This is a genomic window from Maribacter sp. PR66, assembly GCF_028464205.1.
GTDB lineage: Bacteria > Bacteroidota > Bacteroidia > Flavobacteriales > Flavobacteriaceae > Maribacter > Maribacter flavus.
On the sequence record NZ_JAQPCH010000007.1, the window covers coordinates 142,174 to 166,702 of the forward strand.

Below are 24,529 nucleotides of genomic sequence, written 5' to 3' on the forward strand. Positions count from 1 at the left end.
TCAAATTTTGAATGCCATGGCGCTAGCGCCATGAACCAAATGAATATCTCTATCCTCACCTCGCTTGCTTTAAGCGAGACTGTTACTTAAAACCAAAAAGGTCTTGAAGCATATCAAGACCTTTTTGATAAAAAAATCCTTTGATTAAATATACTGATTTACAATATTTTCAAAAAGCTCTTGTTTGCCACTAACCAAAGGTAACTCGCCGTTCTCCTTGGCAATTTCGTACAAATCCTTCAAGTCCAATTTGCCTTCCTCAAATTCCTTCCCCTTTCCTGAGTCGAAAGAACTATACCGTTTTTTTCTCAAGCTTGAATAAGCAGAGGAGGAAATTATTTTATCCGCGGTTATCAAGGCACGGGCGAAGGTATCCGCACCACCAATATGTGCAAGGAATATATCTTCCAGGTCCGTAGAGTTTCTTCGGATTTTGGCATCAAAATTAATACCGCCTCCTTGAAGTCCTCCCGCTTCCAAGAATACCAACATGGCTTCAGTAGTTTCAAGGATATTGTTTGGAAATTGGTCCGTATCCCATCCGTTTTGGTAATCGCCCCTATTGGCGTCCAAACTACCCAGCATTCCTGCTTTTCCGGCAACCGCCAATTCATGTTGGAAGGTATGCTGCGCCAAAGTAGCGTGGTTTACCTCTATATTGATCTTGAAATCCTTATCCAATCCATACTCCCTTAGGAAACCAATGGCGGTAGCGGAATCAAAATCGTATTGGTGTTTCATGGGCTCCATAGGCTTTGGCTCAATGAAGAAATTTCCTTTAAACCCTTGGGCACGGGCATAATCCCTACACATGGTCAAAAACTGACCCATATGGTCCAATTCTCGGCCCATATCGGAATTCAATAGCGACATATAACCTTCCCTACCGCCCCAGAATACGTAGTTTTCACCATTTAGCTCCATGGTAGCGTCCAAGGCCATTTTAATTTGGGCACCTGCCCTTGCAACGACATTGAACTCGGGATTGGTCGCCGCACCGTTCATATAACGTGGATTTGAAAAACAGTTGGCCGTTCCCCAGAGCAATTTTTTACCGGATGCCTTCTGCTTCTCCTTGATATAGTCTACAATGGTATGCAATCTTTTTTCCGACTCCGCAAAGGTTGGACCTTCTTGAATTAGGTCAAAATCATGAAAACAGAAATAATCGAAACCAATTTTCTCAAAAAACTCAAAGGCTGCATCTGCCTTGTCCTTTGCCGCCTGTACAGGGTCAGAAGACTGGTCCCATTCAAAATTCTGTGTTCCCGGACCAAATGGGTCAGACCCTTGTCCACAGAACGTATGCCAATAGGCGATGGCAAATTTAAAATGCTCACGCATCGTTTTGCCCGCCACCACTTGTTCAGGGTTATAATATTTGAATGCCAAGGGATTATCAGATTCCTTGCCTTCAAATTTAATTGCATCAATTCCTTTGAAATATACTTTTTCTGCCATTATTACTGATTTATAAGTTGTTTACTTTGTTATTAATTCCAATTCCTTTTTCCAATGCTGGTAGGCTTTTTGATATTCCGCTTTATGTGTAAGCGGCTTAAATGTCATCACGTAATCGTTTTCCATGATAGCCTTACCAAAAGCATCATAATCACCTTCCCTTAAAAGTCCGGCCCTAGCGGCCCCAATGGCCCCTGTAGTATTATAAATTTCTATATCATAGCCTATTAGGGTAGCCACCGTTTCCGAAAATATCTTGGACCTGAAAAGATTATCGTTACCAGCCCGCATGACGTTGACCTGAATACCATCGGATTCCATTATTTCCATTCCATAAACAAAGGAAAATGCGATACCCTCAAGGGCCGCCCTACAAAGATGCCCCTTACCATGATTATTCAAGTTTATATTTACCAACCTTGTACCAACTTCCTGATTGTTAAGCATTCGCTCCGCTCCATTACCAAAAGGTATGATAACCACACCATCAGACCCAACAGGTATCTCATTGGCCAATCTGTTCATCTCGTCATAGGAACCCACTCCTAAATTATTCAGCAACCACCTGTACTGGATTCCGGAACCATTTATACACAAGAGCTTCCCTATTCTTGAGTCGCTTCCCGGACTATAATTGACGTGGGCAAAATTATTTACCCTAGCACTTTCCTTTACGGATAGACTATCGGTAACGGCATAGACAACACCGGAGGTACCTCCTGTGGCCGCCACTTCACCCGGGTTAAATACATTTAAGGATAAGGCGTTGTTGGGCTGGTCCCCAGCCCTATACAAAATAGGTGTCCCTACTTTTAGTCCACTTTCCGAAGCACCCTTTTCATTTACCTTGGATTGAATACCGAAAGTGTCAACGATTTCAGGAACCAAATTGGCATCCAGACCATAGTAGTCCATCAAAAAGGTGGCAATATCCTTTTTCTTAAAATCCCAAAAAATCCCTTCCGAAAGACCGGAGACCGTTGTATTTATTTCACCCGAAAACTTCATTGCTATGTAATCCCCGGGTAACATAAACTTATAGATTTTAGAATATATATTAGGTTCATTGTCCTTTACCCATTTTAGCTTACTTGCCGTAAAATTGGAGGGGGAATTCAGGAGATACTCGGAACATTTGTCCTCACCTATTTCCTCAAAAGCTTTTTGACCGATAGGCACTGCACGACTATCGCACCAAATAATCGAATTCCTAAGCACTTCCCCGTCACTATCCACGAGCACCAACCCATGCATTTGGTAGGAAATACCTATACCAATTATATCTTGGGAAGAAATTCCGTGAGTTTGAATCAGATTTTTGATACCCTTGCAGGCATAGGTCCACCAATCCTCAGGATTCTGTTCCGCCCAACCATTTTTTATTGCCAACATGGACATCTCGGTCTCAGGCTCCTGTACCACATCCACACTTTTTCCAGTACCTGATTCCACCAAAGCGATTTTAATGGAAGAACTACCTATATCCAAACCTACATAATACATATACGGACTACTTTAATGCATTCTAATTTAGCCCTATAAAGGTACTATAATACAAGCTTTAAAAAGAATAGCACGGCTAAGATTACTTGTCAATAAGAAAGAACTTTCGAGTGATTATTTAGTATTAAACATCAATATGCTATTGATTTTTAGATATTTATATTTTTTTCGTGAATTACGAAAATTTATCGAAACCCTTTTCGTAAAGAAAAAGGCCCAAGGAAACCAGATTTGTTTCCAAGGACCTTTACCCAAAGCATAAGTAGGTATTATAGACTTTCAAGCTTGCTCAAAGCTTCGGACTTTGAATTTACGTCCAACTTTAGATAGATATTCTGAATGTGAAAATTGACGGCACTGGTAGTAACAAATAGTTTGTCGGCTATCATTTTATAGGTTGCCCCATTGCATAAATAGTCTACGATCTGATTCTCCCGTTCCGAAAAGAAACTATAGGATTTCCTATTGAAATTGGAGACAACTTGTTTAACGATATCGTTACTGATGGTTGCTCCTTCTTCCCTGACGCTGGTCAATGCATGGCTAAACTTGTCTGCAGACATGGGTTTGGTCAAATAGCCATTTGCTCCTTTTTTGAAACTTTTTTTAATAAGCTCGAAGTCATTGTTTTCACTGATCATCACCACCTTTACGTTCCAGTCCTTTTTTCTATATAACTGAATGGTTTCCAAACCGCTGGTTTCCTCCAGGTCAACCTCGGTCAACACAATGTTCGGCCTGGTTCTATTAAAATCCTTTAGTGCCTTATGGGGTGTGGTATAAATTCCCATGAGTTGAAAACCATCCACTTTTTTTAGGTAGTTTAGATAGCTAACATGTAAATGTTCGTTTTTTTCAACAATGATAAATTTTAAATCCTGAGTTTTCATAAGTAAGTTAAATTGTCCTGTTCGGTTTCTTTTGGAAACCAAATCCGGGGGTTAATAATTGGGTAAAATCTGGGTAGCCTACGGCCCTTATTCGCTAGGAAGTTTTTTTGGGCCCAGCCGAAAAAACATCCTTTCCAAATTGGGTACATTTGGAAATCAAACCGAAAAAATAAAGGTGTAGGGCGAAATTAATTTAGCGGCGATGCTGCTCTGTATCAAACAACGGTCGATGCCAAATAGGTTTCAAGATACATTTCAAAAAATAAAGCAAATTGAGCAAATGCTTTGGGCTTGTCGTTAAGAAGGATTGCCTGTGGGTAGCAAGCTGTAGGTAAAAATTATCCATAATCTGGGGGATTTGGGGTTAAAGAATGGTTTATTTCTGTTTGTTTCCGAAATATACTTCTTTAACAACTATACCTGACAATCTCCCTAATTTTTTCGTTCAAATACACTATTTGAGTGTAGTTCATCGAAAATTATAGCTTAAAATAAAAAGGAGGGGCCCCAGTTATCCCCCCGGATACTACCCCTCCTTCTGTCGACAATTTACTCAAACATAGAAATACTCAAACTTTTATATATCGATTCTAGTATGCAATCCTTGCTATATTTTTGTTAATCTTCTTAATATGAATCACTATCTTCAAAGGTGTTCGACACAGTGGCCGTGTGCTCGTCCACCTGCATAATCCACTTTTCATCATTGTACTTACCGCCTAGATTGGATACATAGGCATCATGCGCATCACTCTTATAATCATAATCCGCCAAATAGACGTAATACAGACCATTTTCTTTGTTGTAGAACTGTTGGGCGTTCAAGCCTTGGTCCTTTAGCTTTTGCATAAAGGCGTTCAAGTACTTTTTGTTGCTGTACACATTGGCAATAACATAGTAGCCAGATTTAACCCCCAACATATCCGCGCTTCCCAGCATTTTGATGGGCAGCTTGTTATATTTTTCGAAATCCTCCTCTGCGGCCCTACGTGCATGTTCCTCTTCCATTTTTTTGGCCGCCATCATGGTCCGCTCTTCTAATTTGAAATTTTGAAGGTTGGAGTCCACACTGTTCTTTATATCGTTGCGTAAAAGCCGTACGATGGTCTCGAACTTCTTTTCAAAAGCCAAAGTCCTCGCCTCCTCTATAGAATCCTGCCTTAGGATAAGCTCGTCAAGAATCAAACGGTTTTGGTAGGCCAAGTCGTTCGGATCTATATTTTCCATAGCGTACGCCGCAACCGGATTGGTGATGGTCTCTTTTTCAGCTTCACGCTTTTCCTTTTTTCGAGTTTTATTACGCTCCGATATCAAATCGGCAATCTGCTCCTCATAATTTCGGACAATTGCATCTATCTTACTGTCCTCAGATCGATCTGCAATTGTAATGGACATGTCCTCATCCTTGAATTTGTAAGCCAAAGAAACTTCATGGTTCCACCCCAAATTGGATTCGTTCTGCGAGAGGTCCTTTTCTATCAAATATCCTAGGGACATTTTTTTGCTGAAGTTAAAGCCTACCCCGGCGGACATTCCATATTCTTGATCCAAAGTAGTCTGTAACCATCCATAATTGGGTAGATCCAACAGCAGGGAACCTAAATAGTACATGCTTCCATCCTCGTTTTTGCCCACTTGGGCCAAGGGCATCAATCGTGCGTCCTCAAAGAGCCCTCGGCCAGCGTTAAAGCTATGTGTGTACTGCATGGAGGCCTTTACGCTTCGGGTGGACAGGTTTGTCAAAAATTCATCCGTAGTTTGGTTGTATCGGAGTAAGTCCTGGGCATACAATCCAAAATCGAACTTTCCAATGGACAGGTTGATTCCCGGTTGTACGGCAATTTTACTCTCTTTTCTGGCATCGGATATTTCTGGATCGGCTTCGGAAATTACCACGCGGTTTTTATCCAGACCTTGATTAAAATAGGTAACGTTGGTTCCAAAGGTTAGCGTGCTTTTGTCACCCAATTTTACGGCAGTGGCGTAGTTGGCATTGAAACCGAATTCCTGTACGACTCCGGACCATTGACTGTAAACACCAATACCTATTGCGGTTCTGTCATTAAGCATATTGCTGAAACCAAGGAAGTAGTTTTGGGTATTGTCATCAAAAGTGGCGTATTGGTTCCTGTGCAAAATGTTGAGGTAGGATTTATTTTCCCTAACCAGTGAAAATGTAGGGTTGATCAAGTATCTATTATAGAACAGCTGATTGTGATAGGTGCTGCTCGAGTTCAAATTGGCATTGGATTCCTGGGCGAATCCAGCCATGCTTCCAACAAATAGGAACAGTAAAATGGGCAGTCCTATTAGTACCGATTTTTTTATAGCGAATTTCATTTGAGTAGGGTTAAAAGTTCAAGTAAATTGTGTCTTCAAAGGAATGGGGGTATCGAATTTTCCATGTTCCATAAATGGATTCCGATGTCCTTTGTTAGGTTCCGAATCTCTATATTTAGGGGATATATCAGTTAATGATCTTCTTCAAAAACGGATGTTGAATATTGGGTCCTCTCCTCGGTATTTAAAGCCTCCATCAACTGAAAGTCCCTGGCATGCTGTGTTTTTCCTTCCTGAGGGAACGAAAAGGCGACAAGTTCCGTCTTTCTTCCATCGCCTCCCCTATTGGACATCACATATCCCATTTGGCCGCTAGTGAACTGTATCGAGAAGTCGTCGCTTGGGCTGTTTATGGAACTGCCCATGTTCATGGCCAAACCAACGTTGCGTTTTTCCACTTCAACCATATAAACATCGAGCCCTCCATATCCTTGATGGCCTTCGGAGGCAAACACCAAGGTATTGCCTTCCATAACCTTTGGATACATTTCGTTTTTTGGGGTATTTACTTTGGTTCCTAAATTTTTGGCCACGCCTACCACACCATTTGTTTTTATGGTAGATACATAAATATCATACTCTCCAAAGGTACCGGGCATATTGGATGCAAAGAACAATCTGGTACCATCTTTTGAAATGGCCGGATGCAAGGCCGAATAATCATTGGGACACAAGGCCAGTTCCTTTATGGATTTCCATTCACCGTTTACCTTGTCCGCCCTAAAGATACGGTGAACTTTCTGTTTCTTTGAAAATAGGCCAGTTGTAGGTTTTACCATGACTTCCTTGCTGAAATAGGCAGTGTTACCATCCCTTGTTAAAACCATAGGGCTTTCGTAGTTTAATTCCCGCTCGTGTTTTACTTCCTGCTCTTTTACTACATAAGGCCTATCATTCCCAATTGAAGCCGTACTGTAATTCGAATCGATATATAAAGGTTTAAAGTAGCTCCTTCTCAATTGCCTCTTGGTTGAACTCATGGAAGCGTCCGTCATGTGATAGTCGGATTTTACCAGCTCCGTCCAGTTTTCATCGGTTTCGGCCTGTTTGGCCTCCTGTCCCAATTTGGACAGCGCATGATCGTACCGCTTTTGATAGGAGGCATCTAATTGACCATCGGCACTGATTTCCATCAACTTTTCGTACCAAAACAGCGCGGTCTCATAATTATGGGACAAAAAATGGGCGTTGCCCAAATCCTGATATATTTCCTTTTCAGTATAACCCAGGGATTTTAGGTCCTCATAGTTCTGTTGGCGCTTTTCCAACTCGCTCATACGAGCCGATTCATTGGAAACCGCCATTCCATTTTGGGCATTCAGCGTATAACATCCTATTAAAAGACTACACCCTATGACCATTTTGTAAGCTAACGTATTTCTCATAATACAGGTATTTGGGGTTCAACAGGTCAAAGTTCCCAAAAGATACCGTGCACCGACTTATTAAAAATTCATAGGTTTTACCCTTTTTTTGATGATTTCCTTAAAATTTTGTGTATTTCATCGAATAATTGTATCCGTTCATCCTAGAATTTCAGTTTCTAACTAAAAATTTTAATTAAGACATGGTTTATTTTTCTTAATTATTTGTTAATTATGTTAAAGGTTTGTAAATTGCTAGTACACAATACCAACACTATTTGATATGAGCACTTCTTCCAAAACAAACCCGAACATTAAATTACTTACGGACAACTTGGTTTTAATAATGTTCATTATAGCAGCCATGCTGTTCTTTCAGAACTACCATGAAATAGAAAATGAGATTTCAAGTGTTCTCCTTAATTCCCTGCACGACATTAACCATAGTATTGCCGAAACCAGGACAGGTAGGTAAAAAGGTGAAGCTACCGTTTTCCTATGAACACGTTGGCCACCAAGGCGCCAATGATCATCAGGATTCCTAAGAGACTAAAAAAGGAGTAGAAGTCCCTAAACCAAAATACGCCTATAGTAAGCGTAAAAATTACCTCAATATATTTCAGTGGAGCGACCAGGGTCGTTTTGGCCACTTGAAAGGCCTTGGTCATGAACAATTGACCAAAAAAACCAAAAAAACCTAGGCTTAAAAGTAAAAACCAGTCATTTCCCTTTGGCAGCATAAAATTATTTATGCTCAACAAGCCACCTATCAGCGTGGCGGTAAACATAAAATAGTTCACCACCACCAAGGGATGATCCCCATTTCCGATCCTGCGGATCAACACGTAGACCAGCCCACTAAATACGGAGGCCGTTAATACCAATAACAGACCCGTTGTATCCAAATCTTCCCCAAAACCCTTTATGACCAAAACACCACAAAAGGCTATTAAAAAAAGTAACCATTGTACGGCCCGCAACTTTTCTTTCAACCAAAAGACCGCAAAAAAGGTGGCAAAGATGGGGGCGATATATCTTAAGGAAACGGCAGTGCCCACAGGGATGTATTTTAAGGACATGAAAAAAAGGCTCATGGCCGTTAAGCCTGCAAACGACCTATAGAGCATGAGCTTTTTGTTGTTACCCAATATAGGTATGCCTTTTATAAGAATGTAGGAGGTAGCTAGAAACAGCGAGCCAATGGACCTGAAAAAAACGATTTCAAACGTTGGGAAATGGCTTAAGTATTTTACGAATGCGTTCATTAAGGTGAACGAGAATGTACTTATGATCATGTACAGGACGGCTTTCTTCAAGGTCTAGCATGGCTTTGTACAAAGTTACGCGAAGGAAACCGTATAAAATATGAAACCCGATAATTTCCAGACTACAAAAAACACAAACCGGAATACCCTATTATTACCAACTCACTAAAAGTAGTTCCGTGCGTATTGACAATAAATACTAAAGAAAATCACATAGAATTGAATTTAATTACATAAAAACGAGCAAGTATCAAAAAATCGGTATAATATTGTTACATTTTGAGACAATCTATTTAAACATTTAGGCATTCATGTTACCGAAGACTATATCGATATTAATTCTCTTTTTCACCTTCACCCAATTTGCCCATGGGCAAAAGGAAATTAAGTTATATGAGGGAATCGCCCCAGGCTCTGAGACATTGGATTGGAAGGAAGGTCTGAGCGAAAACAACCTTTTTAATACCAAGGTCGTCTACAACGTCACGGACCCTACAATCACGGCCTATCTACCCCCCAAGGCATCGGCGAATGGAACTGCGGTAATCATTGCTCCCGGTGGAGCCTTTCATACCCTAAGTATCCAATCAGAAGGGGTCGATGTGGCCAAATGGCTCAACAGCAAGGGTATTGCCGCTTTTGTTCTTAAGTACCGGGTAGCGCGAAGCTTTACCGATGACCCCGTAAAGGAACTCATGAGTAAAATGAACGATTTTGAAGCGTTGGACAAGGAAAACGAACCTATTGTTACACTTGCCATGAACGATGGACTAAAGGCCATGGAATATGTTCGGAAAAATGCGGAAAGCATGAATATCGACCCTGAAAAAATCGGGTTTATGGGCTTTTCGGCCGGTGGCACCTTAACAATGTCGGTTCTGTACAATTCCAATGAGAGCAACCGACCCAACTTTGTTGCGCCTATCTATGCCTATGAACCGGCAATCATCGGTTCTGAAATACCATGGGAAGAGACCCCCATCTACATTGCTGTGGCAAGCGATGATCAACTGGGCATGGTACCGTACAGTATCAATATTTACAACAAATGGTTCAAGGCCGGGCAACCCGCGGAACTACATATTTATGAAAAAGGGGGGCATGGATTTGGCATGCGAACACAAAACCTGCCGACCGACACTTGGTACGAATCCTTTGGGGCATGGCTGAAAATGCACGGATTTATGGAAGGTTCTACCAACCTCTCCCCGTTTCAAAGACCCACTAGCCCAAATGACTCCCTACGATCCGTTTTATTGAATGCGGACAAGAAACTGGAATTTAAAATTTATGCCCCAATGGCGGAGGAAGTATCCGTTTCCGGGGATTTCCCAAATGGCTTTCCGGGAATTGCATTGAAAAAGAATTACTTGGGTGTTTGGTCCGGTACGACGGAAAATACGGTTACCCCTGATATTTATACGTATGACTTTACCGTGAACAAAATCAAGACCTTGGATCCTAAAAATACCCTGGTCAAGGAAAGTCTGAACGGTTTCTCAAATCTTGTAGAGATTGAAGGCAAGGAAAATGACTTTCAAACCAGAAAGGATGTTCCGCACGGTCGTGTTGAAAAAGTCTGGTACACCTCGCAAACCTTGGATGGTGCGCAAAGACGGCTACATGTCTACCTCCCACCTATGTACGATCGATTAAAAAAGAAGGAAAAACTTCCCGTGCTCTATTTATTACATGGTGGAGGCGATAATGATGCATCCTGGACCACAGCGGGCAGGGCCAATGTGATTTTGGATAATCTATACGCCGAAGGAAAACTGGCCCCCATGATCGTGGTAATGCCCAGCGTACATACCAATAAAGAAGGATTTTTCATGGGTGCGGGACCACAACAAGATCCCTTTTGCGGGGATTTGCTAAACGAAATCATCCCATTCATAGAAAACACGTATCCCGTTTCCACAAAACGTTCTGACAGGGCTATTGCCGGACTTTCCATGGGAGGTGTACAGACCTTGAACACCGCACTTTGGAATCCGGAATTGTTCGGTTATGTGATACCTATGAGTACCGGTTATTTTTCTCCAAACATCAAGGAAATAAAGGAAAATTATGCCGATGTAATGGAAAACGAAGAAATCAATCGGTTTGAACTTTTCCAAATTTACATGGGTGGCGAAGCCGATATCGCCTATCAAAACAACTTGAACATGATGGCCATGTTCGACGACTTCGGAATCAAATACAACTATACAAATAGTGAAGGTGGCCATACCTTCCGGGCATGGCGACGAAATCTACACAATTTTGCGCCCTTACTGTTTAAAAAGAAATAATGCTTAAACGCGATAAGGATGAAACTAAAGACTTTTGGTGTACTACTCGTCTTGCTTACGTATGGAGTACAAGCCCAAACCATACAGACGAAAGATGGAATGGTAAAAGGCTACACCAGTAACGATATCCAAATTTTTAAGGGAATCCCCTTCGCCCAGCCCCCAGTAGGAGATTTGCGATGGAAGTCGCCACAACCTGTAACCCCGTGGGAGGGCGTAAAGGAATGTACCGAATTCGGGCCCAGTCCCATACAGAACAAACCGGAACCTTTTCTATGTTGGACCGAAGAATTTATTGCCAAATCTGAGCCCTTGAGCGAGGATTGCCTATACCTGAATGTTTGGACTCCTGCTAAATCCGAAAACGAAAAACTGCCCGTTTTTGTCTGGATCTATGGGGGTGGATTAAGTTCAGGGTCGGCCAACTGCGATATTTATGACGGTACCCAGATTGCGGAACAGGGCGTTGTCTATGTCAGTATCAATTATCGTGTTGGGGTCTTAGGGTTTATGGCGCACCCAGAATTGAGTGCGGAATCCGGCAATAATGCCTCTGGAAATTACGGTTTCATGGACCAACTTCAAGCCCTGAAATGGGTGAAAAACAATATTGAGGTCTTTGGCGGCGATCCTAACAATGTGACCATTGCAGGGCAATCTGCCGGATCCTTTAGCGTGAATGCCCAGATTGCTTCTCCTTTGGCATCGGGATATTTTCATAAGGCCATTACCCAAAGCGGAGGGATTTTAAGCGGTCGGTTGATGCAAGATCTAGTATCGGCAGAGCAGCAAGGTCTGGCCTTCCAAAAACTTGCCGGCGCTTCTTCCCTATCGGATTTACGAAAAATACCTGCCGAAGAACTTCAGAAAATAAGTTCACAACGGGAAGCGGGAAGGTTTGGGGTGGTTTTGGACGACTACTTCCTGCCGACCGATTTGCTACAGTCCTTCAAGGATGGGAAACAGAATCAGGTTTCCGTACTATCGGGTTGGTTGCCCGGTGATGCGGCCCTCTTTCCCGTAAACGATATTACCTCGGATTCCTTCAAAGAACAGGTTTTTAAGAATTATGGGGATAGAACGGGTGAATTTCTGGAGTATTTTCCCGCCAACACCAATGAAGAGGCCGCCGAATCCCAAAAGAAATTGAACCTTTTGAATTTCGCGGGTATACCTAGTTACCTGTTGGCCAAATACATGGACAAGGACGTATGGTTGTATGAGTTTACCCATGTTCCCACGGACAAACCTGGTTTTCCCAATTATGGGGCCTTCCATACCTCAGAAGTGCCTTTTGCCCTTCATACCTTAGATCAGTGGCAACGGGACTGGAAGCCTGCGGAGCGTACCTTGGAAAATCAAATGTCCGGTTATTGGGTCAATTTTGCCAAAACCGGGAATCCAAATGGGGAAAACTTACCAAACTGGGAACCTTATGATTTGAATACCGGAAATATAATGGTTTTTGATACGGGTGATTTAGGTATGCAAAACAGATACAAGGACGAATTTGAGTTTTTAACCCGTATCATGCAATAGAAAATCTATTACGGCTTCAAACTACTGCAAACACACGCTTTTTTACTGTTTTTTAATTTCACCATAGCGGTGCTATGCTTAAATTAAGAAAACACTTGTGTTTATTGTATTTTGAACCCTCATGACGATGTCCTAATGCATAATCCGGGTTTGCCGAATTGATTTTTTCGTTTTGGCTATGATATAAAAAGGCCCGCTTTCCTGCGGGCCTTTCTTAATTTATAACTCATGGACTATGCTTCACAACTAGCACAATCTTTCTTCTGCTTGAACTTCTGTGCCGCGTTCATACTATGTTGATAGTACAATGACTTCAAGCCCAGTTTCCAAGCCGTTACATGGATTTTGTTGATTTCCTTCACAGGCATTTCCGGGTGGACGATGATGTTCACGGATTGCCCTTGGTCAATATGGTTCTGCCTATTAGCCGCTTGATAAATGATATCCATTTGGTCGATTTCGGAATAGGTCTTGAATACGTCTTTCTCCTCTTGGGTCAAGAAATCCAAATGCTGCACGGAACCATCAAAATCCCGGATGCTTCTCCAAACTTCGGTGGTATTTTTTCCCTTTTCTTCCAAAAGCGCTTCCAAATATGGGTTTCGTATGGTGGTCTTTACCTTGGCGATGTCCTTTACATAGGTGTTGGACCAAATTGGCTCAATACCTTGTGAAACCTGACCTAAAATGAATGCGGAGGAGGTTGTTGGCGCAATGGCGTTCAAGGTGGCGTTACGCCTTCCATAACCTTTTAGAACGGCTGGCTCACCAAATTTCTCCGCCAACTCCTCGGATGCTTTATAGGACTTATCCTTAATTGTCTTGAAAATTTCACTGTTCAAGTTATAGGCTTCCTGACTATCGAAGGCCAACATTTTGGATTGTAGGAAGGAATGCCATCCTAAAACACCTAGGCCCAAAGCGCGGTTGTCCTTCGCAAAATTATAGGCACGCTCCATAAATAGGAAGGTCTGGCGGTCCTCACGGCTATCTGAATCACGGTAGGCCTCCAATTTTTCACAGAACTCACTGATCACGGCATCCAAGAAGTACACCATAGTTTCCACGGCATCGGTATTTTTCCATTTATCGTAGTGCAAAAGGTTTACGGAGGATAATACACAAACGAAAGACCAATTGTCATTGGAAGGCAACATGATTTCGGTACACAGGTTACTGGCGTAGATAGGCAGGTTTTTATCCTTGAACACATCCGCAGCACCGTTGTTCGCATTGTCCTTGAAGAAGATATATGGGTAGCCCATTTCTCCCCTTCGCTGTAAAACCTTCGCCCATATAGCCCTTTTATCGGTATCGCCATCCACCATTTCCTGCATCCATTGGTTGGTAACGGTTACCCCGTGGGTCAGCTCCTGAATGGGATTTCCTTCCGTTCCGATTTCCAAGAACTCCTTAATATCCGGATGCTCCACAGGTAAATAGGGTGAAAAACGACCGCGACGTACGGAACCCTGACTAACGACATCAACCATGGATTCAAACAATTGCATGATATGCACGGCACCGGAAGCCTGACCGTTGTTCTTAACCTCTGCCCCGCGATGTCTGATTTTTCCGAAATAGCCAGATGTTCCTCCACCCAATTTGGACATCATGCCCACTTCTGATTGGGTGTACAGGATGTTTCCCATATCATCATCGATGTGCGACCCAAAGCAACTAATTGGCAATCCTCTCTGTTTACCAAAGTTAGACCATACAGGTGAGGCCAACGAGAAAAAGCCTTCGCTCATGTAGCCATAGAACTTATCGGAAAATCCTGGAATCTTCAGAATAGCCTCTGCCCTATCGGCAATTTCACGGATTCGTTCCTCTGGGGTAACTCCTTTTGTTAGGTAGCCCGATGCCAAAAAATTTCGGCTATGGTCGTTCAACCAGGCAAATCCCTTTCCTTGCCCCTTCTCTTCGGACAAGTTCTTCAATGCCTCCTTTCTGGCTTGCACCAGTTGGTCTGAACCCTTTAATACTTTTCCTTCCTGTACTACTTCGTTTTGTAGGTTTAGTTTTGTCTCGTTCATGTTAAAATAAGTCGTCGCTGGTTATACTTTGTGTTCTTTTGCTATAGTTGATAGATCTTTTCACGAAAAAGTCTCCGTGTTTGGTACCGATAATCTCATCGTCAAACCACTCGGTCTGCGCCAATAAATTTTCGTCTACCTCAAATATTTTGTCGATTCCTATGCTGTCCAGGGAATCGTTGAATCGCTTTTTAATGAACTCTTTTACCAAAACTTTAGGCAAAAAGTCGATTTCTCCTGCCTCAAAAATCCAATCGATGATATCACTTTCAGCTTCGAAAGCATCCTTACACATATCCTGAACCATGGCGTGGTATTCCACATCGAACCAATCCGGATTTTCATCCTTTATGATATTAATGATGTCGATACCAAAATCCCCGTGGATCTGCTCCTCTTTGGAAGTGGCCTCCACCACATTAGAGATACCCTTCAACATGTTCTTGTATTTGTTAAAGGCCATGATGATCAAGAACTGGGAGAACAGGGAAACGTGTTCAATGAACAGGGAGAATAAAAGGATGGATTCCGCATACTCTTTATTGTCCTCGCTCTTTGCATTCTTGAGGGCGGTCTCCAAATAATGGACACGCTTCATAATAACGGGCTTCTTCTTCAGGGTTTTGAATTCTTGGTTCAAGCCCAGGATTTCCAGTAGATGGGAGTACGCATCGTGGTGTCTCACTTCACTTTCGGCAAAAGTGGCGCCTACGGAACCTATTTCAGGCTTGGGCATTTTGTGATAGATATCGCCCCAAAAACTTTTTACGGCTACCTCAATTTGTGAAATGGCCAACATGGTATTCTTGATGGCACTACGCTCGGTATCATTAAGACGGGTCTTAAAGTCCTGTATATCACTGGTAAAATTAAACTCGGTATGAATCCAGTACGAATGTCTTATTGCCGGTACATACTCGTACAAGGCAGGATATTCGTAGGGTTTTAGGTTGATGCGTTTCTCAAAAATGTTCGACTTTCTTTTTTGGGCCTGTTCGTTTCTGTAAAGGATGTAGGCCTTGGCCACTTCAAAAAAGCCGCCTTCCATTAATTTCTTCTCCACAAAGTCCTGGACTTCCTCTACGGTAGGTTTGTAAGCGTCATCTGCCCTTTTTCTCTCCAGCAGCGCCGAGTAAACGGTTTCGGAAATTTTTTCGGCATCACCGGGACCACCAAGTTCCACTGCGGTCATTGCCTTCAAAATTGCATTCGTTATCTTCTCTAATTGAAAGGGTTTAGTGGTAAAGTCCCTTTTGATGACTTCCGTTATCTCCATGTTAATAAAAGGTTAAAATGAAACTATTTTCGAGAGGTATAAAGGTCAAATTTTTAACCCTTAAATGGTAGGTGGGACGTTTTAGTTTTTCAACAGTTTTATCAACAATTAAAAACCCGAACTGAATAAAAAAGCAAAAATATAATTTTTAAATACCTGTTTTTCAGTTATTTAAAAACAAACAAATAAAGTTACAAATTACCTTGAATACCCGGCAGCACTCAATTTAGTACGTCTTGGGGTTACAATTATAATCGATTTAAAGGCCTTCAAAAGATATAAAAACCTATACCCCTAAAATAGTGGCAAATAGGACCTGTATAAATGCGCGCCCATCCTCTAAATTTTTACAAATCGATGTATTATAAATTTTAAAAAACAAAAATAATCCTCCTGTATTTTTTTGGTCAATAGAATTATATCCACTGTACATGGTTTTGACCAATAGGATTTTTTTTGTTATTTCCGGCGTTTGATTGTTGATTACGTACTTTTCGATTTTCTTCTAGCGTCTTATGTATGCGTTACATCTAAATTTGTGTCCCAAATGTTCTAAAAAAGAGACATTATCAGTTTTATGTTTCATTGGTAAGACGTAACACATCACTAGGTATGCAAAATTGTAAATGCCCTATACCGTAATAGAGTCCCAAAAAAAACGAATGGCACAGCTTCTACTCCATTAGCCAGATCCGCTATTTAGGCTCAACGGTAACGATAACCCGTTTGTACCTTGTTAAGGAAGGGCTGCCTTTATCGGAGAGCTTTAAAATAAAATGAAGGGTTTCCTTTTTATCCACTTCAGGTGCCGTAAGGTTCATGATATGAACGTTCTCCGCCCCCATATAGATTTCCTTTTGATACGTACTTTCCTCTGGATAGTGAAACCATAAATAACTTAGGTTATCCCTATCTGGATCGGTAGAATTAAAAGCATCCAGACTGAAAGCTTCGCCCGATTTTACGGTAAATTCCTCCGGATGGGTCAAACCGGGAACCGGCGGGTGATTCGCTTCTTCGTATGGCATCAAACACCAGTCCATACGCGCGGCAAAATCATTTTGAAAATCATCCCGCCACCGCCACAAGGTGGCCTTATTATTCTTGAACGTTAGGGTGTCTCTTTTTACGCTTCTCCCATATTGTTGGGGCACATAAGGTGTATACGTATCATCGACATTCGTCCAAATAGCCCGGGTCTCGGGAGCAATGGTTACCACCGAACTTCCTTTTTTGGTCTTGTCAAATTCCGGTTTGTAGAGGGCATATCGGCCGCCCCATGCGCCCCATTCCGGATGTTCGGGTGCATTGAGTCCGTTGGGTATAAGGGACAAAAAAGCCGGGGTATCGCCTTCCATGCCCCAAGCCACATCGGGATATTCCGCACCTAAGGGCCCATGGTCCTGCTGAATATTTTTAGTAATCCAAGCATTGCTTATGGTGCTGTTATCGATTCCGTTAACATACGTATTGATTCCCGTCCAAGTGGCCGAGGCATAGTGATCTCCCGGGGAAACGATATAAAACAGCTCCGGAAACGTATTGCGGATCCATAGACCGCTGTCATCCTGATCGGAAATGGTATATACCCGCAGTTTTGAAATCATCCGTTGGGCTTCGCTTTTACTTTTCGTTTGTTTTATTTTATGGAGGGATTGCGCCAAGGTATTTACCCCGCCCCAAACCGAAATCCATAAGGGACGATCATCCTTTTCTTCCAAGACCTTAATGATCCATTCGGAACCTTCGGAATCTTTACCGTTGCCAACCCCGTCCATCCCGTACACCGGAAGTCCGTTTTTGATCAAGGATAACAGAGCTTCCGATTCTGGAAAGCCGTATTCGTGTTTTAAAAGATTGGGCTGTACTTTTCCATACCCTCGGATCACCCTGGCAATGGACTCCGGATTTATTTTGTTTTGCATCCAGCACGAGGTGGTTGCCACCAGCCCCTTGATATCGATTTGATTGGAATAGAGCAGCAAACGCACCAAGGACTGCGTATCATCTGGATCGGCCTCAATATCCGTTAGGATAATGACCCTGTTTTTTTGATGGGTTTGGGCGAGCGATAATTGGCAGACAAGCAAACAAAAGGAAAGGAACCACAAAAATGTCTTCATAGGAATAAGGTTACCAGAGCAGCACTTGAAAATGCACCCCGTTTAGCGTTGATTCTATTGGTCTAGTTTTATATTAAGGATGCTAAAGTTAACAAAACCGAATTAACATTGTTGCTGTTTCTTTGCGTCAGAAAGCGGGTAGTGTTTTCTCCTTGAGAGTTTGGGCAAAGGTGAATTAAGTAATGGTATAAGCTTATAATTTTAGGTTTAGGTATGGTTAATGTTCTTTAAAGCATCCGATAAAACCTATAGAATCCTTCGAATAATAATGTAATTATAGATTTATTGTGTTCTTACATATCGGATAATTTGTACAACCTAAAAAATAGCCAAACTTTCCGCTTCTCTTCGTCATAAAACCGCTTTTGCAACTCGGACAAAGTATGGTGTTTTCTAAGATTTTTATATCATTAAATGTTTGGTTACAACTTGGGTAATGCGAACAGCCTAAAAATTGATTGTTTCTAAGTGCGTTAAGTCTTATTACAAGATGCCCTGTCTGACAATAGGGACAATTTGTTTTACTTAATTTTTCATTGTTTGCCGTAATTAAGAAGTCGTTGTCTGTGGCCAACTCTTCCGCAAATAGTGAAACATCGGTCGGAATAAGTAACACCACTTCGTTTTTTGTTCTTGTTAGTGCCACATAAAACAATCTTCGTTCTTCGGCAAATCGATATTCCTCGTCATCGCTGAGTAATAATGACAACATAGGGTCGTCCGTCATTTTGTTAGGAAAACCAAGCAAGTGGTTTTTAAGGTTCAACACAATTACATTATCCGATTCTAAACCTTTTGATTTATGAACGGTTATGTATTTAACGTTAAGGTCTTCAAAGCCTTTTATTTCCAATTTTTCGCTACGTTCGTAATACTTTATTTTGCTGTTTGGCGTGAGCTTAATAAATTCATTGATGTCAAAGCTATGACGACCTAAAACCAAAATAGGCTTGTTGCCATTTTTGTCTATAAGTGCTTGAACTTCATTTATGAACATATCTTCGGCATTGTCGGATGAATAATAAACAAACTTGATTGGGTTTTCCAAAGGTTCTTTCTTGGATTTCGGATTTTTTTGTATTTGTTTTTTGTTCTTTTGAATGTATTTAGAAGTGATGTCAATAAGTGACTGAGAATTGCGGTAGGTTTGCTCAATGAATAATTGTTCGTATTTCCCAACGTGTTTTTCAAAATTGCTAAATAGCGAAATATCGCTACCTGCGAAACGATAAATTGATTGCCAATCGTCCCCAACGCAAATTAATCTTGCTCCTGATAAATCCCGAATTTCTTTGATTAGATTAAATCTTGAAAATGAAATGTCTTGATATTCGTCAATGATAATATGTTGATATGAGTATTCCGGTTGGTTTACTTTTATAAGGTCAGTTGCCTGATTTATCATATCATTGAAATCAATTTCACTTTTCTCTTTAAGCTTATTGTCATATTTTTTTAGAATTGGAAGTGCAAATTTCAAAAATGTATTTTGTCTTTCAAGCATAAACTCATTTTCGGCTCTGCTTTTGTCTGAAAACAAGGAAATTATTGAATCGTAGTTTAATTGTCTTGATTTGCTAAGGTTGATGAAGGTCTGAATCAAATTTGTTATTTCCTTTCCAAAATTTTTGTCATTGTCCTTAACTTTTGTGTAGATGTTCTTTACATCACGGGGTTTGAAAATCACATTTTCATTGCTCAATATTTCTGTTAGCTTGTCAAGCAAAACGTTGTTGCGATTGTAATAGGAATAAGTTTCTAAAAGTTTGGTGTTGTACGTTTTGTGAGTTTCCCGTTTTAACTCCATTTCCTCGATATACCTTTCTTCATTAAATGGCGTTAGCCATTTAGCCCTATTACTTTCGTCAATGCCAAAATGTTCTAAATAGATGTCGTAATCTTTTAGGTAAAAGTCAGGGCGATACATTGTATTTCCGAAAGGATACGGTTTTTCATAATCGTACTCAATACCGTTCAAATACAAAAAATTTGCGATGGTAAGTTCTTCAACACTTTTGACTTTTTCGCCTTGTATAGTGTCAAGCGATTTTAAAGCTACTTTGTTTAACGATTCAGGTTCGCATTTAGATTTTAAGGTTTGAAAATCAATTCCCTTTTCGGTATCTATTTTTTCGCCAAGTGAATCGTAACTTTCGTTTTCTTCAGGAATATTCATAAAACACGAAACGTACACTATGTATGCTTCCAATGCTTCCGTATTGTTAAAGATTTCCTTTTCTAAATACTCATTTACCACATTCCTTAATGTGTTTTCGTTTGTTACGGCAACAGTTAGTGTTTGATGTTTTTTTATGGTGTCATACCCAAGTTTGTGAAAAGTAGTTGCTCTTGCTCCAAGCCCAATATTTTTTAGTCGTTCATTTAACTCATCAACGGTTTTTTTGGTGAAAGAAAGTAAAAGTATGTTTTCGGGTTTAACATTTTTATGTTCGATTAGGTATTTCACTTTTCCAAGAATGGTCAAGGTTTTACCTGAACCAGCACCGGCAATTATTAAGTTTGAATATTCGTCAGTGATGATTGCGGTTCGTTGTTGATCGTCTAATTTTTTGCCTTCAATATCGTCAAAGTATACGTCTAGTTTTTCTTTTTGAGAAAGAATATAATTTCGGTTGTAGTTTGCAACATAGTTGTCAAAGTCTTGGAAGATGTCATTGAATTTTTTTACGGTTTCTTCTTTCTTATAAAAATCAGATTTGTTTTTAAAGTATTGACCGGTAACAGAAAAACCTATTTTTATTTGGTCACGTTGCACCCAAGTAAGATAGTCGTCAAACTTTTGTATCGTATCAAAAAACAAAGGGATTTTTTGTAAGTGGGATAGGTAGGTAGTATCCTGATATTTTTTCTTTTCTAGTAATTGTCGGTAAAAAATCAGAATGCCAATTATTACAACAGAAATGACAATTAAAATAAATATCATATTCAGATATTATATTTTATGGGTACTATTTCTATAGGTGTTCCTTGTTTTAAGGATAAAATACTGCATACGACAAGTAGCATATTTAACTTACTTTTTGGTTTTACAATTACTCATGTTTAATTCATTATTTTCAATTAGACAATTGAACCCAAATTATAAATAGAAATTTATATTAGGGCTAAACTAGTTGCAAGTATTAAACTAGTGTTTATTGCATTAACTAAATTAAAATTGTCCTTTAAAGGATATTGGAACATAAGAACAAATTGTATCTAACCCACCATTCTTTATGAACATTTTTGCTTTCTTTTCAAAATTGAAAAGTCTATAAAGATGATAATCTTTACTGTTGTGCGTTGAAAATTGAAGTTCATTTCGAGTAAAGAAAAAAGGAGTGTCCTTTCCCAATTTGGTTGTTTTTACTTCGATATATTTATCTGTTCCATTTTGGTTTTTAGATAAGATGTCAAAACCAGCTCCATCTCCCTCTTCATTAGATATCCATCTAACCTGATTTGCTAAATTCTCATTACCCGAAGATTTAAGTCGCCATCTTTCATACTCTAAAACAAATTCTTCGCCCATTAAACCTAGTCTTAGATTACGTTGTTCTTTTTCTAAATAGTTTGTCTTGATTGGACTCTTTGAATATATTGACTTTGGTTCTTCAAAATTTAAATTAATTTCCGGAGGGTCAACAATTAATGTGGTAAAATCTTTGGATGTGTTGATTTGAACTATATCTCCATCAGCAAAATCTTTAAATTGTTTCTCAATAGATTTATGATTGTAAAGGTATTCAATTACTTTATCTTCCAGAATCTTCTGATAATTATATCTGGGGAGGTAGCCCTTTATATATGGTTGTCCAAAGTTTATCAGAACAGCACTAATATTCTGATGTTTGAATTCAATTGATCCCTCTGATCGATTATTTAACTGTGGGAGTAGCGACCTTCTGTGCTCAGTTTTTTTAAAATCCTGTCCAGTTAGCTCTTTGTATAACATGCTGAAATAATCGGTGACTATTAATTCAACTTCTAAATTGGACCATTCATTCATTTTTCTAATTGTTGCGAAGTAAAAATTATTAAACTTCTTGAATAAACTTCAGACTCTGAATCCTTCCTTAAAAAATAAGTTTTGAAATTCACATTTTTCATAAATTAGTTTTCAAACTTAAATATGGTTTTTTTAAGACATGTCATTTTAAGTTAATTTTTGTAGTACATTAAAAGTAGTCAAAGGGTTTTATTCAATAAAGCCAAAATATATTACAATAGACCGCAAAACCCCTTCCTGTATCCTTACAGATTCACCATTTATGCATTCCAAATACCCTTTTCAAAAGTTGGTCCAAGTCTTTAATAGTGCCATGAACAATCACTTCTTTTTGTATGCATTCCAGCAATTACCCTGAAACACGGCAAGTGTCGAGAATCAAATATTACTTTTGAGCAAGCTGTTCTCGATACAATTTGCTATCGAAAATCATGCGAACTGCCATACAAAAAGCTACGAGGGGCCATAAAGGACCAACGGTACATTCTTGGTCCGTTAGTAGTTCGTTTCCAAAATACCGGGTTCCAAGTTGTGCCCGTATAGTTTGGCCACCAAGGAACTTCTGTGCTTTAAGAAGACATATTGGTTGATGGATCCCTTTTCCGTTATTTCTCCCTTTTCGGGTGAAAGTTCAAAATCTGCAATTATGGCACGCCTAACTTTCGTGGAACTGCCTGTACTTTTTTGGGCAAGGGTATCCAGCATTTCCTGTAAACAGTCCCGTATGGGGAGGGAATGCGCTGCATTGGAGTCGGTCGTTTGAAGTCCGCCACCCAAAAAATCCGCACAATATCCCAGATTCAGGAATAAAACGGCCCCCACAAAATCCTGGTCATGCCCCGTGATGACAACATCCTTTACCAAACCTTTGCCTTGGGCTATAATGTTATCTCTGAGATTCCCCACATTTACCCAGGTTCCCGTACTCAATTTAAAATCTTCGGCTATCCTACCATCGTAGCGCATGCCTACATTGGGGTCATGCTCATCAATGAATTTTAAAGCCTCAGAGGTTTTATAAAATCCTTCCCTGTCAAAAGCATTGACGGTGGCCACCTGATTTTTCCAGTAGCCCGGCGTGATATTGGGGCCCTTGAACCTTGCCTCCCACCTATCCTCCATGGGGACCAGTTTCATTTCCAAACCTGGAACCGGCACCCCCAAAAATCCGGCCTTGCTGTCATAGGCGGTACAAAACATGGCAGACGGGCTAGATTCCGTCATCCCAAAACCGGATGAAATCAAGATCCGCTTTCCCGTAGTCTGTATGGAAAGTCTTTCAAGTTCGTCCCAAACTTTTTGTGAAATACTGGCTCCGCCATAAAAAAGCATCTTCAGCCTGGAGAAGAACGTCTGCCGCAAACCTTCATCGGTATTTAAAAAGGGAATGAGCTCTTCAAACCCTTTAGGTACGTTAAAATAAACCGTTGGGGCAAAATCCTTTAGATTTTTAATGGATTGCGCCATTCCTGTTGGAGTCGGGCTGCCCTCATCGATATACAGGGAACCTCCATTGTACATGACCAACCCAAAATTATGGTTGCTACCAAAGGTATGGTTCCAAGGCAACCAATCCATCAACTGCAAGGCACCGTTCTGCACAAAGGGAAAGGTCTGGGTAATCTGCTGCCAATTCGCCGTAAGGTTACCGTGGGTATTCATGACACCCTTGGGCAGCCCTGTGGAACCACTTGTAAACAATACCTTTGCCAAGGTATCCCTACCTATTTTATCGTAGGCTTCCGCAACCTTGGGTGTCGATTTGGTTTTTACGATATCCTCGAAACGGTCCGACTCCGGCATCCCATTTTCAACAAAAACCAATCGGCAATTACGGGTGTTGCTGGCTACGCCATCCAACGCCTTTTTATAGGCATTTCCATCCTGAACAAAAATCAATTCGGGGTCCAAAACATCCAAACAATGCTTCAGTTTATCAAAACTATCCGATTTCAAGGAGTATGCGGGACTGATAGGCGCATAAGGTATCCCGATATGCATAGCGGCCAGTGCCAATAGTCCATGTTCAATACTATTACCGGAAAGCAGGGCAATTGGCCTGTCTTTTGAGGTCACGGTTTCCAAAAGATACTGCGCGATTCCCTGAATTTTCTGCCAAGCTTGCATATAGGTCAGCGTTCTCCATTCTCCGCCATCCTCGCGCTGGGCCAAGAAAATGGCATTAGGTGTTGTATGTGCCCAAAATTGTAAACGTTCGGTGATTTTTTTTGGGTGTTGCCCCAGAGGAATTTTGGATTTAAGATAATTGACGCCCTTTTCCCCGACCCGTCTCTCTATATCAACGGAAATTGTTGGTACCTCCAAATAGGGAATGTTATCGGTCACCCAGGTCTGTTCGCTCATAACATAATTGAATTGGCCATCTGCCTGACGGTCCAGAGGGGGTAAAAATAGGCAATCAAGCC

At 40.7% G+C, this 24,529-nt stretch carries 15 protein-coding genes; 3 read left to right on the top strand and 12 right to left on the bottom strand.

Translation table 11 applies throughout. The features are described 5' to 3' along the window. Window positions 1-144 precede the first annotated feature (144 nt). The 5 genes from xylA to PP181_RS13240 form a co-directional block, all read right to left on the bottom strand. A complete protein-coding gene (xylA, locus tag PP181_RS13220; RefSeq protein ID WP_154918750.1) occupies window positions 145-1,461 on the bottom strand; it encodes a xylose isomerase in 1,317 nt (438 codons plus the stop codon). Between the two features lie 21 nt (window positions 1,462-1,482). Continuing rightward, window positions 1,483-2,964, bottom strand: coding sequence for a xylulokinase (locus PP181_RS13225; protein WP_272637474.1), 1,482 nt, complete (start codon window positions 2,962-2,964; stop codon window positions 1,483-1,485). A gap of 269 nt (window positions 2,965-3,233) precedes the next feature. After that, window positions 3,234-3,854 carry a response regulator transcription factor gene (locus PP181_RS13230; protein WP_272637475.1) on the bottom strand — a complete coding sequence of 207 codons (621 nt, stop codon included), beginning with the start codon at window positions 3,852-3,854 and terminating at the stop codon, window positions 3,234-3,236. A 627-nt stretch (window positions 3,855-4,481) separates the two neighbouring features. After that, complete coding sequence (locus tag PP181_RS13235; protein ID WP_272637476.1) at window positions 4,482-6,194, bottom strand: PorP/SprF family type IX secretion system membrane protein; 1,713 nt, start codon at window positions 6,192-6,194, stop codon at window positions 4,482-4,484. Between the two features lie 131 nt (window positions 6,195-6,325). Then, window positions 6,326-7,579: a TolB family protein gene (locus PP181_RS13240; protein ID WP_272637477.1), complete on the bottom strand. Its 1,254-nt coding sequence runs from the start codon at window positions 7,577-7,579 to the stop codon at window positions 6,326-6,328. Window positions 7,580-7,841: 262 nt separating this feature from the next. Here PP181_RS13240 and PP181_RS13245 point away from each other — a divergent pair, with 262 nt between their 5' ends. Continuing rightward, a complete protein-coding gene (locus PP181_RS13245; protein ID WP_154918746.1) occupies window positions 7,842-8,033 on the top strand; it encodes a hypothetical protein in 192 nt (63 codons plus the stop codon). 10 nt (window positions 8,034-8,043) lie between these two features. On the opposite strand, the gene PP181_RS13250 is transcribed toward PP181_RS13245, so the two are convergent. After that, entirely contained in the window at window positions 8,044-8,874 is an 831-nt protein-coding gene (locus tag PP181_RS13250) for a DMT family transporter (protein WP_272637478.1), read from the bottom strand. Window positions 8,875-9,134: 260 nt separating this feature from the next. Here PP181_RS13250 and PP181_RS13255 point away from each other — a divergent pair, with 260 nt between their 5' ends. Together PP181_RS13255 and PP181_RS13260 are read left to right on the top strand one after the other, a co-directional pair. After that, the gene (locus PP181_RS13255; protein ID WP_272637479.1) at window positions 9,135-11,117 is read left to right on the top strand and encodes an alpha/beta hydrolase-fold protein; all 1,983 of its coding nucleotides are present in this window, start codon (window positions 9,135-9,137) and stop codon (window positions 11,115-11,117) included. Window positions 11,118-11,135: 18 nt separating this feature from the next. Beyond that, window positions 11,136-12,656, top strand: a complete 1,521-nt coding sequence (locus tag PP181_RS13260; protein WP_272637480.1) for a carboxylesterase/lipase family protein — start codon at window positions 11,136-11,138, stop codon at window positions 12,654-12,656. 233 nt (window positions 12,657-12,889) lie between these two features. On the opposite strand, the gene PP181_RS13265 is transcribed toward PP181_RS13260, so the two are convergent. The 6 genes from PP181_RS13265 to PP181_RS13290 form a co-directional block, all read right to left on the bottom strand. Beyond that, a complete protein-coding gene (locus PP181_RS13265) occupies window positions 12,890-14,695 on the bottom strand; it encodes a ribonucleoside-diphosphate reductase subunit alpha (RefSeq protein ID WP_272637481.1) in 1,806 nt (601 codons plus the stop codon). 1 nt (window position 14,696) lies between these two features. Beyond that, window positions 14,697-15,971, bottom strand: coding sequence for a ribonucleotide-diphosphate reductase subunit beta (locus PP181_RS13270; protein WP_138258602.1), 1,275 nt, complete (start codon window positions 15,969-15,971; stop codon window positions 14,697-14,699). A gap of 695 nt (window positions 15,972-16,666) precedes the next feature. After that, window positions 16,667-18,094 carry a DUF1593 domain-containing protein gene (locus tag PP181_RS13275; RefSeq protein WP_272637482.1) on the bottom strand — a complete coding sequence of 476 codons (1,428 nt, stop codon included), beginning with the start codon at window positions 18,092-18,094 and terminating at the stop codon, window positions 16,667-16,669. 274 nt (window positions 18,095-18,368) lie between these two features. After that, the gene (locus PP181_RS13280) at window positions 18,369-21,038 is read right to left on the bottom strand and encodes a UvrD-helicase domain-containing protein (RefSeq protein WP_272637483.1); all 2,670 of its coding nucleotides are present in this window, start codon (window positions 21,036-21,038) and stop codon (window positions 18,369-18,371) included. A gap of 228 nt (window positions 21,039-21,266) precedes the next feature. Beyond that, entirely contained in the window at window positions 21,267-22,103 is an 837-nt protein-coding gene (locus tag PP181_RS13285) for a DUF3883 domain-containing protein (protein WP_272637484.1), read from the bottom strand. A gap of 495 nt (window positions 22,104-22,598) precedes the next feature. After that, a complete protein-coding gene (locus PP181_RS13290; RefSeq protein WP_272637485.1) occupies window positions 22,599-24,467 on the bottom strand; it encodes a feruloyl-CoA synthase in 1,869 nt (622 codons plus the stop codon). Window positions 24,468-24,529: the final 62 nt, after the last annotated feature.

Excerpts from the sequence above, each read along its gene's own strand:
- xylA (WP_154918750.1), bottom strand. The coding sequence starts at position 1,461 with ATGGCAGAAAAAGTATATTTCAAAGGAATTGATGCAATTAAATTTGAA.
- PP181_RS13225 (WP_272637474.1), bottom strand. The coding sequence starts at position 2,964 with ATGTATTATGTAGGTTTGGATATAGGTAGTTCTTCCATTAAAATCGCT.
- PP181_RS13230 (WP_272637475.1), bottom strand. The coding sequence starts at position 3,854 with ATGAAAACTCAGGATTTAAAATTTATCATTGTTGAAAAAAACGAACAT.
- PP181_RS13235 (WP_272637476.1), bottom strand. The coding sequence starts at position 6,194 with ATGAAATTCGCTATAAAAAAATCGGTACTAATAGGACTGCCCATTTTA.
- PP181_RS13240 (WP_272637477.1), bottom strand. The coding sequence starts at position 7,579 with ATGAGAAATACGTTAGCTTACAAAATGGTCATAGGGTGTAGTCTTTTA.
- PP181_RS13245 (WP_154918746.1), top strand. The coding sequence starts at position 7,842 with ATGAGCACTTCTTCCAAAACAAACCCGAACATTAAATTACTTACGGAC.
- PP181_RS13255 (WP_272637479.1), top strand. The coding sequence starts at position 9,135 with ATGTTACCGAAGACTATATCGATATTAATTCTCTTTTTCACCTTCACC.
- PP181_RS13260 (WP_272637480.1), top strand. The coding sequence starts at position 11,136 with ATGAAACTAAAGACTTTTGGTGTACTACTCGTCTTGCTTACGTATGGA.
- PP181_RS13265 (WP_272637481.1), bottom strand. The coding sequence starts at position 14,695 with ATGAACGAGACAAAACTAAACCTACAAAACGAAGTAGTACAGGAAGGA.
- PP181_RS13270 (WP_138258602.1), bottom strand. The coding sequence starts at position 15,971 with ATGGAGATAACGGAAGTCATCAAAAGGGACTTTACCACTAAACCCTTT.
- PP181_RS13275 (WP_272637482.1), bottom strand. The coding sequence starts at position 18,094 with ATGAAGACATTTTTGTGGTTCCTTTCCTTTTGTTTGCTTGTCTGCCAA.
- PP181_RS13280 (WP_272637483.1), bottom strand. The coding sequence starts at position 21,038 with ATGATATTTATTTTAATTGTCATTTCTGTTGTAATAATTGGCATTCTG.
- PP181_RS13285 (WP_272637484.1), bottom strand. The coding sequence starts at position 22,103 with ATGAATGAATGGTCCAATTTAGAAGTTGAATTAATAGTCACCGATTAT.
- PP181_RS13290 (WP_272637485.1), bottom strand. The coding sequence starts at position 24,467 with ATGAGCGAACAGACCTGGGTGACCGATAACATTCCCTATTTGGAGGTA.